Origin of the sequence: Mycobacterium sp. 4D054 (genome assembly GCF_052245755.1) — a bacterium.
Taxonomy (GTDB): Bacteria; Actinomycetota; Actinomycetes; order Mycobacteriales; family Mycobacteriaceae; genus Mycobacterium.
This window is the reverse complement of sequence record NZ_JBQQCF010000086.1, coordinates 1-9,289: the sequence shown is the minus strand read 5'-3', so window position 1 is coordinate 9,289 and position 9,289 is coordinate 1. Positions and strand designations below refer to the sequence as shown.

The window sequence follows — 9,289 nt, the reverse complement described above, 5'->3', positions numbered from 1 at the left end:
TTAGCCGGTCACGTAACGACATTCTCAGTATTCGCCAAAATTATTGCTGGGCAGTTGGTTACGCCAACTATCGACGAGCGAAGCGTCGTTGATCTGATCGCGGCGAGTTCGCTAGTCGGGCATCGCGTTATCCAGCAGCATCTTCTTCGGCGACGCGCTCCAGGACGTCCTCGATCGTCTCGTGCGGCTGCATGACGGTGTCCCAGAGCCCTATCGGGCGCTCTTCGCGCGCAACGTTGGGATTGTCGGCGTATTCGAGGCTGGAGTCCTCGAAGGCTTTGAACTGGTAGATGGCGGCGTTCATGTGAATCGGATTGAACACCCCGATCTGGTTGAGCAGCTTGAAGTCCTCGACGCTCAGGCCGGTGACCCGCTCGAACAACAGGCCGTCCACGCCGAGGATGATGTCCTTGAGTGCCTGCTCCCGGACCTGGGTGACGTACATGAACACCGGGATCTTGGCGAGCAGCTTCTGAAGCTTCTCGCGGATCTCCTTGCGGCGCTTGGCGGTCTCGGACTGCTCCCGTTTCTGTTCACGGTTGAGCTTGCCGTCGTCGCTTTCCCGTTTGGCCTTCTTAAGCAGCTTCGAGGAGGTGACGACCTGCTCCGCGGTCTGCGCCAGGTTGCGGAAATCCTCGATCCGGCCGAGGGCCTCCAGCAGATCGGGGTGGTCGAGCAGCTTGGTGAGGGTCTGCTCGTTGATGTTGACCAGCAGGGGCGAGTTCCACCGCTGCGCGAGCGCGGTCGCGCCGATGCCGGTGGTGGCCCAGTTCAGCACGTCGGCGGCGTCGAGTTCGGTCATCATGCCGCCAGCGAAGGCGAAGATTGGCAGATAGTTCAGCAGCTGGCCGATAGCTTCCTGCGGTGTCGTATCCCCGAGGGCGCCCAACCGCATGCCGTACTCGCCGACCAGGGTCAGGGCCCGGTTCGGATCGAACTCGAAGACGTACACCGGGTCCTTGAGCACCTCCACGGTGCCGTCCGGGAGGCGCTTTGACCACGGCGACTGCACCCGGAACGCGGCCTGGAAATAGGTTTCCGGGGACCTAAGCGAGCGCAGCATGAGGATCGCGCCCCATTCGCGCACCGTCACCCCGGTCATCAGCTTGCCGCAAGTCAGGGTGATCGACCCAGTGCCGGTCTTGGCAGCACGGTTGATGGCGTCGGTCACAGGGGGCTTGGCCTCCTTCCCCATTCCGACCCCGCTGCCGGCGGCCACCACGACCTCGAAAGTAGAGAAATACGGGTGCTTCTGCAGGGCGTCGCGCATGGCGAAGCACGCGGCCACGTCGTTGAGATACCAGACCGAATGCGTGATGGCGCGTGCAAACACCGGCGCCTGGTAGGGGAACGGCGGCTTCTGCCCGCCGACGATCTGCAGCTTCATCTGCTCGGGCAGCGTCCCGCGCAGCATCTCGAGGAACTCGAACACCCGGTTGGGATCCTCGAACAAATAGGCCCCAGGAGCGGTGGAGGTGGATCTCGGTACGACCTTCTTGGCCCTGAAGTATTCGTTGAGGGAGAAGCCGTCGAATTCCCCGTCGGCAGCCCACCTTTCGGCGTCCCCGCCGATGTCGTAGCTGAAGATCTGCATCCCCGGCAGGTCGATGTAGGGATTGGATTCGGCAGCAATGTCCCAGCATTCCTTCTCGCGCTGCTCGTCGACGTAGGTCCAGTTGAAGATCTGATCCTCGGTGAACTCACCGTTGGTGATCGCGCGAAACGGGGTTCCCGACAGGTACAGGTAGTGGTGGCTAGACAGACCCAGATCGTCCTCAGTGACCGAGTCGTCGGGCTCCTCGGCCTCGGCGATCTCGGCGTCGGTCGGGTCGTACAGCTCGCGAGCCGAATCGCGCCAGGCTCCAAAGTGATATTCGTCAAGGACGATGACATCCCAGTCGATGAGGTGGATTACCTCGTTGTGCTGCTTGATGTTCCCGTCCGCGGTTCTGCCGCGCATGTCCTGGAACGAGGCGAACCAGACCACCGTCTCGGGGGCGTCGGCCGCGCCGTCGCGGTCCTCCGGCGAGGACTCCCGGTCCACGAATCGCCAGCCCTCGAAATCGACGTGGGTGAGCAGGTCCTCTTTCCACGCGGTCTGGACCACAGGTTTGTAAGTGAGCACCAGGATGCGCTTCCAACCCATTTCACGGGCGAGTTGGTAGGTGGTGAAGGTCTTACCGAAGCGCATCTTGGCATTCCACAGGAACCGCGGGGCGTGGGCGTCTTCGGCGTGTGAGCGGAAGTAACCGGCGGTCTGGGCAACGGCCTCCTCCTGCTCGGGCCGCATTCCGAAGTCCGCGGTGCGGGTGCCGTCATAGGGCTTGCCGTTGCGCACTGCGACGATGGCGGCCTGGACCTCTTCGGGGGTTGCCTCGAACCATTCGGCATCCTTGCGGATCCCTTTAGCGACCAGGGCCCGGTGGACGTCGTGGTCACGGAAGGCGCTGCCATCGTTGCGCCGGGCCTCTATGTCCAGCAGCAGCGTCACCCCTTCAAGGTGCGGGAAAGCGGTGCCAAGCTGCTGCTTGATGCGCTGTAGCACTTCGGCTTTCGTTGTATCGCCGACTTTGATCAGACCCGTTCCGCTGGAGTGGGTGCCGCCGACCGTGCGTTCCCACCGCTGGGCATCCTTACCGGGCAGCGTGTAGGCGTAGATCCGGCGGGCGACACTGCCCGAGCCGACGGTCTCGACCTCTTCCGGCGGCAGCGTCGTCTCCTCGGCGGCGGTCACTCCTCGTCCTCGGAGGTGCCTTCGTCAGCTATTCGATACTTCACGCCGCCAGGGCGGTGGGAAGCGGGGATCGGGGAGTCCAGGGAGAGAATCGGCTCCCGCGGGTGGATGGTTCGGTCGATGTAGTCGCGCTCGTCGTCGGTGAGCCCGAACTTGTTGTACAGATCCTCGTCGGTCCACCGCTGCTTCATATCAAGCATCGGGACGAACTTGAATCTGTCCGGCGTGACGTCCTGGGTAACCTTCCGCTGCAGCACGAGGAAACGCGCGAACTTGCCCGCCAGGTAGTAGGCGAAGTTCGCCGTCTCGTCGGCGGTGTCGAACATCCCGGCGATCAAGTATGTCTGGGTGCACGCCGACCCGGGAGCGACTGCAATCGGCTCGCCCAGAACGTAGGAGACATCACGGCCGTGGCCGTCGCCCGCTTTGGGGATCAATACTTTCCAGCGGTCGATCCATTGGTGGTTACGCTCAATCTGATCGGGCCTGCTGTATCCGACCCGGTTGCTGTAGATCAGTGGGATACCGCCGGGGAAAGGCTCGGGAACGCTTCCCGCATAGTTCGAGAACATATTCAACCCGAAAGGCTTTCGGACCGAGCACACCTCGGCGACGGTTTTGCTCGTCTTCGCCCGAACCTTGTCGACGATGGACATGGCGCGGTTGTCCCGGACGAGAACACCATCACCTGCACGAAGATCACGCACCAGCGTGGAGAGGATCACGCCATCTATCCGCGTGGAGAATTCGCAGTCGCCGTCGTGCTCGCGGTCCCAGAGAAAGTAGGAAACACCGCCTTTGATCTCGACGCCGGGAAAGCAGTCAAACAACTTGGGGTTGTCGACCAACTTGGCGAGGTGACGATCGGCAATCATCTTGTCGCGGAACTCATCGAGCCCCTTGCCGCCGGCGAACCAGCGCGACGGTGTGATCATCAGCAGGTAGCGGGGGTTCATCGAGATGGCCATCTCAACGAATCGGTGGTAAATCGTCGAGGCGGTTGCGCCGTAGCCTTCGGTGGAAAGTTGGTATGGGGGGTTGGTGACGATGATGTCGAACTTCATGTCCTTCATTTCTTTCGTCGGGTACGCGTCGTGGATGAACGAATACGCATGGTTCTCGCGACCTTCGCGCTCAAGGCTTTCCGGCGCACCGCACACGGTGCAGCGGCCTCGGATGAACCTGTGCGGAGCCGCGACGAAAGGCAAATTCCCGTCCGGGTCGTCGAAACGAACCACCGACAGCTCGCTAGAGGCGTCGCGAGCGCAGTACACGCTGCGCCGCGAAATCATCCCGGTCATCTGGGTGATCGACGTACCGAAAAGCATGTCGCGGTAGATGTGCTTGCGACGCTTGTCGAAGTCGGGTTCCCACTCCTCGAGCCCGGCGAGAAGGCGGGAGGCGATCTCGCGGAGGAACACCCCGGACTTACAGCACGGGTCGAGCCAGCGGTAATTGGGCTCGCTCCACACGTGGGCCGGAAGGATGTCGAGCATCGCACGCGCCACCCTGGGTGGGGTGGGAACCTCGTCGTTGGACAGTTGCGCCAGGCAGTCGAGAATGTCTGGCACATGGTTGCCGAATCGCCGGTGCAGGACCTCTGTCATCGCCTCTTCCCCTTAGCCGCCAACGGCTTCGGGTTGGCAGCCAGTTGCGCGTAGTGCACCGGAATCTCGTCACGTTGCGGCTCATCTGGCAGCACATCGAACAGATCGAGCTGCGAGTCCAGCGCCGGCTCCTCCAGGGTTGACCACTTCCGCAAGAAGGTGCCGGCCGCGCCCGGCTGGTAGGAGACCAGTTCGATCACCTGGGCATCGGCGAGGGTGTCGGCGCGCACGATGTTGGTGGTGAGGATTGCGTCGACGGCCGACCAGAATCCGGCGGTTCGGGATGCCGGGTCGCCAATGTGAGTGGCGATGACGGAGCGCATATGCCGGCGGGAGTCGGTCACGTTTTCGGGGTCGATATCGATGCCATAGATCGAGGCCAGACAGCGAAGGATCCGGTGCTCGTACTCCTCGCCGCGATACCGGGCAGGAGCCACCGCTGCCAGTTTGCGGCGCAAGATCTCGACCAGGAAGTTGCCGTGGCCTGCGGCCGGCTCGAGGAAGGTTTTGTCGAGGTTGTCGGGAGCTTCCTCGCTGGGGAACATGTCCGGTACGAGGTCAAGCATCGCGGTGACCTCACGGTGGTGGGTGTAGACCTCGGCGAGATCCCGCACGCGGTTGCGGTTCTTGATCTGCTCCGGGCTGGCTTGAAAAAGCGTAGGGGCAACACCCTCGCTGGTCTCCGTCACCGCTGCCTCACCTCCGTACTGGTCCAGGTTACAAACAAGCAGGTCAAACAGGTCCGATAGTTCTAGTTGATTCCATTGAGGAGCTTGCCGGCTTCTCTCTGGCGCAGATTTCGGACGTTGGACCGAGACGCTTCGAGTCGTCGCTCAGCTTCAGAACGAGCAAGCCGCTCTGCGGCCAGGGCGGCACGCAACGTCTCGTTCTGCTGTCGCAGTTGTTCCCTGTCATCTTCGACCCACGTCCCATCAGGGTCGCGGAGCTGACCGAGCAGGTCGGCAACCGTTCGTGACAACGAACTGTTCTTTTCCCGGAATGTGCGCAATTGCTGCTCGGCGAAGAGCGCTCGCTCGCGCCAGTTCGCTTCCTCGATGGGATCGGATGCGGGGGCGTCATTCAGGGGCGACGCTTTCATGCGGGTCTCTGCCTGCGCGATGAGTTTCCGGGCGTGCTGGTTCTGATAGAGGAAAGTTCGCGAACAGCCCGCCAGGGCGGCGAGATGAGACTTGTCGATCTCAGTCACCTTCTGTTTGAGCAGCCGCTTCAACGCCTGCTCGACACTGGCCACCTTCGTCCGAGAATCCTTCTTGCGAACAGCTATCGCCGCTTGTGGTGGACCGGATCTTTGCGTCATGCAGCCCCCTCGCCTTCTGATTCGATCTGCGGGATTTCGGACGGGTCAGCGGTTGTGGCCCGTACGGTGAGGTCGATGAGGTCCGATGCCCGCCAGCCGCGGTTCCAGATTGGGTCGAAGAAGTCCTGGTACGGGTTACGCAAATCGACGTTCTTCGCCTGCTCTAGGAGCCCCAGGGTCGACAGCGCCTTCTCAAGGCCGGCGATCGCCATCGACGAGTTTTGGAATAGTTGGTATACGTAGGCGCGTGAGGAGTCATCGGGTGCGTTCTCTGCGTAGGTCGCCCACCGTTCCTCCTGGCGCTTCCAGTAGGCATAGTCTGATCCGGTCAGGACGAAGTCCTCGCAATCGTTGCAACGCAGTCCCTTTGGGCAGTCAGCGCCGCCGACCACGGGCTTGAATGTGCAGAGTCCGCCTTCGGTCGGCAGTGCGGCGATGTCGATCAGCTTGCGGTGGATGGTGGCTTCGGTCATCGGGTCCGGCGTCCGGACAAGTTCGCCTGGTGCGCTGCTGCCCGGGCCCTTCACCCACACTTGCTGCAAGTAGGGCTCGATCTTCGACGACGAGATGAGCGTGTAGTGCTCTGACATCCGTTCGGATACATGGCCGAGTATCTGCTTGACCACGACCATGGGGGCGCCGGCATCGACGAGCCGTGTTGCAAGGGTGTGCCGGGCTTGATGACTTACATGCCCAGGCAGCTCGATATCGCTTAGCCATTTCTTAAAGCGGTTCTGGAAGGTCGCAATTGCTATCGCGTTCAGGAAGTTTGGGTTCTGTGAGGCGGTCGGGAATAGTGCGATTTTCTGCGCTGTCTTCGCGGCGGGGGCGGAACCGTGCTTGAGGCGATACCTCTCGGCAGTCTTCTTCTGGCGTTCACGGATGACCAAGAACACGTCATCGGGTATCAGAACGCCGTAGTCGAGCTGGTTTACCTTCGTCATGTCGAACCACGCGTATTTGCGACCTAGGTGCTCACTCACGCAGTCGTAGCGGAGATTGACGACTTCACCGATCCGCCGCCCCACCCGGATCTGAATAAACCAGATGTCCTCGATACCCAGGTCATTGGGGTCTCGAGCGGCAAGCAGTTTCATGTTGGTAGGCGAGATGAGGTGTTCGAACACGTCATCGCTCAGCGGCCTGGGCCGTTTTGAGTGCCGCAGCTTTCCTTCCGGAAAGGCGAGCATGAACTCCCGACGCAATCCGATGGAGTCTGCCACACCGCTGTCCAGGGCGAAGCGCATGAGCCGCCTCAGTCCGTTGAAGGTCAATGACTTGCTGAGTTCTGTGGCGATACTCGGCTGACCATCTACTAGGTAGAGGCCGAGTTGCGGCTCGCTGTTCTGTGCACGGCGAGTTTGATCAGCGACAAAAGCCCTACCGATGTCTTCAGTGAGCTCCGTGGCGTCCGCGCCACCCTGTGGGACCGCCCATTCCAAGTAGGCGCCGAGAGTCACCGAGCAGCGCCTAAGCTGTTCCAACGTCGATTGGGTTCGGGGGCGATCCGGGGAGTCGAAAATCGAGGCAATCAGATCCCAGGTGAGTGTGCGCAGCCAATCCTGGGTAATGACCCTGAGGTCGAACGGTGACCGGCGGTCCTTGAGGCGGAAGCCCCAATGAATTGGATCGATGTAACCCAGCTCGCGGCTCTCCGCACGGGTGACATGCACTGGTGCGCAGTGACTCTGCATCACGGCGATCATCACATCGCAGACTTGGCCGTACTTCGGCCAACGTTTCTGGTGCTTCTTCTTGCCGTGTCCAGGTGGACGCTTCGTGGTGTCGATTTCCATGATCGACGCGACGCATTTTTCTTCAAGGCCTTCAATCAGCGCCCGGAGTACTCTCGGGGGCCATTTTGTTGGTCGTGGTGACGACGCGTTGGCGAAGAGTGCGTACCGGATTTCAGCGGCGGCCAGAAGCGGCAGGCCTGCAAGAGAAACAATGCCACTACCCGAAGTGTCTAGGTGTCCAGGGGCATTGAGAGGGCTGGCTTGTTGGCGCCATTGCGGTTCTGGTATCTCGTTCTGTTCCGCTGTGATCTGCTCGCTCCGGTGTCTGTCGCAGTACACCTTGCTTGCTGCTGTGAGTTGGCAGTCCGGGATGTCGCATAGATATCCGTAGTTCTGATCGCGGCCGTCAAACCTGATTGGTTCGGCGCGAAGGTACTTAGGGAAATTCGTTGCCGCAGTGAGCTCTTCGAATCGCTGTAGTGGGGACAGCTTCATGAATGCATCGATACTAGAGACGAGCGGTAGACGCTCGGCAGCAGGCGCCATAAGTGCCGTGTCGTCGTATGCGAGGTTGCTGATTGCACTCATGCGCCGTTCCTGCCCCACACACGTTCCAAGGAGTCGCTGACGAGATCACTGGCCGCGAGGTGGAGATAGGTTTCCTCAACGGTCTTTGCGCTCGCCCAACCGCCGGCCTTCGCGGTCAGCGCGGGCATGCCGCTCGCCTCGGTTAACGAAGTCGCCCACGTGTGACGGAAAGAGTGCGGGCGTACCTTTCCCGCCCCTGCCCGTTTTCCGGCCCTCGCCAACATCTGCCTCACCCCGTGGGTTGAAAGCGGCATGCCAATGTCGTTCTGCAACTGCACCAGTACGAGATTGCTCGTCGCTAATCCACGAAGCTGAAAGTATTCTTCGGTCAGATACTCCAAGTAGGTTTCGACCATGGCCGGGCTGGCGTAGCGGACGCTGCCGCCGCGGATAACGCCATCTTCTAGCCGGGCTGGCTGAACACGTTTGGCCCGTGCCCGATTGGGGTTTGAACGCTTGACGATGTGGAAATGAGCGAGCCGCTCTTCACCGCACTCATGGTTGGCCCGCAAGTGCAGATCTGAATGGTGTAATCCGCACAGTTCGCCAACTCGTATGCCGGAGTCGTTCAACCATGTCACGATCATCCGATCGCGGGCCGTGTTGACGCAGTCCATCAGTGCAGTCGTCACACCGTCGGGCATGAGCCGAGGGTGACGTCGCGAAGGTGCCGCCGGCGCAAGCGGATTGGCTTGCACGTCCTGTCCAGAGACGTGGGCGAGGAACTGCTTGTCCTTCAAGGAACGGGTTGGCAACCGGCTCTCAGTGAGTTGGCTTTTCAACCCCCCATTGATCGGCTCACGCGACGTGACATCGAGGTAGTAGCCCTTCAGGACCGCCGCGCGGATTTGCAGCGCCGACGCGCTGAGTGGCCCGTCCAGCCACGGAGATCCCAATGGGCCGGCCTGCTCGGCACCGCACAATGCCATATATCGACGGAGGTCCTCGAGGCTCACTGTTTCCTCAGACGCGTTGACGGCCTTGAGCCACCGCAGGTGATCAACCAGGTGGTAGGCGTACGTGCGCTGGGTCCCTTCGGAAAAGGTCCTCAGCCAGCGGTCGCTGCGAGCATGGATCTTGGCGGTGCCGGCGTCGAATATCGAGAAGCTCTGCGAATGGTCCTTGTGGTTCGCGGCCTGGACGAAGTACTCCAGCGTTCCCGAGTGCATCCACCCCCCTTGACACGTCCAGATTCAGTCACCCTCATCGGGTGTCGTGAACAGTACCTTCGAGGTGTGTGACACAGCCTCATTTCCCCGTGTTGGCGTACGTGTCGCACAGCGTTAGCGCGAGAGGAAAAGTCGAC

The 9,289-nt window shown here is 61.2% G+C and carries 6 protein-coding genes; all 6 read right to left on the bottom strand.

What is annotated here, in order from left to right; genetic code table 11:
* Window positions 1–127 precede the first annotated feature (127 nt).
* The 6 genes from ACTWP6_RS29130 to ACTWP6_RS29105 all read right to left on the bottom strand — a co-directional run bounded on the left by ACTWP6_RS29130 (window position 128) and on the right by ACTWP6_RS29105 (window position 9,152).
* Window positions 128–2,734: a GIY-YIG nuclease family protein gene (locus tag ACTWP6_RS29130; protein ID WP_048424525.1), complete on the bottom strand. Its 2,607-nt coding sequence runs from the start codon at window positions 2,732–2,734 to the stop codon at window positions 128–130.
* On the bottom strand, window positions 2,731–4,341 hold the full coding sequence (locus tag ACTWP6_RS29125; RefSeq protein ID WP_048424524.1) for an Eco57I restriction-modification methylase domain-containing protein: 1,611 nt from the start codon (window positions 4,339–4,341) through the stop codon (window positions 2,731–2,733). Before ACTWP6_RS29125 ends, ACTWP6_RS29130 begins: the two co-directional genes overlap by 4 nt.
* Window positions 4,338–5,030 (bottom strand): hypothetical protein, encoded by a 693-nt coding sequence (locus ACTWP6_RS29120; RefSeq protein WP_048424523.1) that lies wholly within the window; start codon window positions 5,028–5,030, stop codon window positions 4,338–4,340. Before ACTWP6_RS29120 ends, ACTWP6_RS29125 begins: the two co-directional genes overlap by 4 nt.
* 62 nt (window positions 5,031–5,092) lie before the next feature.
* The gene (locus ACTWP6_RS29115) at window positions 5,093–5,659 is read right to left on the bottom strand and encodes a DUF6262 family protein (protein WP_048424522.1); all 567 of its coding nucleotides are present in this window, start codon (window positions 5,657–5,659) and stop codon (window positions 5,093–5,095) included.
* On the bottom strand, window positions 5,656–7,983 hold the full coding sequence (locus ACTWP6_RS29110) for a tyrosine-type recombinase/integrase (RefSeq protein WP_131722038.1): 2,328 nt from the start codon (window positions 7,981–7,983) through the stop codon (window positions 5,656–5,658). The genes ACTWP6_RS29115 and ACTWP6_RS29110 overlap by 4 nt, the downstream gene beginning before the upstream one ends.
* On the bottom strand, window positions 7,980–9,152 hold the full coding sequence (locus tag ACTWP6_RS29105; protein ID WP_006246408.1) for a tyrosine-type recombinase/integrase: 1,173 nt from the start codon (window positions 9,150–9,152) through the stop codon (window positions 7,980–7,982). The genes ACTWP6_RS29110 and ACTWP6_RS29105 overlap by 4 nt, the downstream gene beginning before the upstream one ends.
* Window positions 9,153–9,289 lie beyond the last annotated feature (137 nt).

Coding starts and splice junctions, on each gene's coding strand:
- ACTWP6_RS29125 (WP_048424524.1), bottom strand. CDS start 4,341: ATGACAGAGGTCCTGCACCGGCGATTCGGCAACCATGTGCCAGACATT.
- ACTWP6_RS29115 (WP_048424522.1), bottom strand. CDS start 5,659: ATGACGCAAAGATCCGGTCCACCACAAGCGGCGATAGCTGTTCGCAAG.
- ACTWP6_RS29110 (WP_131722038.1), bottom strand. CDS start 7,983: ATGAGTGCAATCAGCAACCTCGCATACGACGACACGGCACTTATGGCG.
- ACTWP6_RS29105 (WP_006246408.1), bottom strand. CDS start 9,152: ATGCACTCGGGAACGCTGGAGTACTTCGTCCAGGCCGCGAACCACAAG.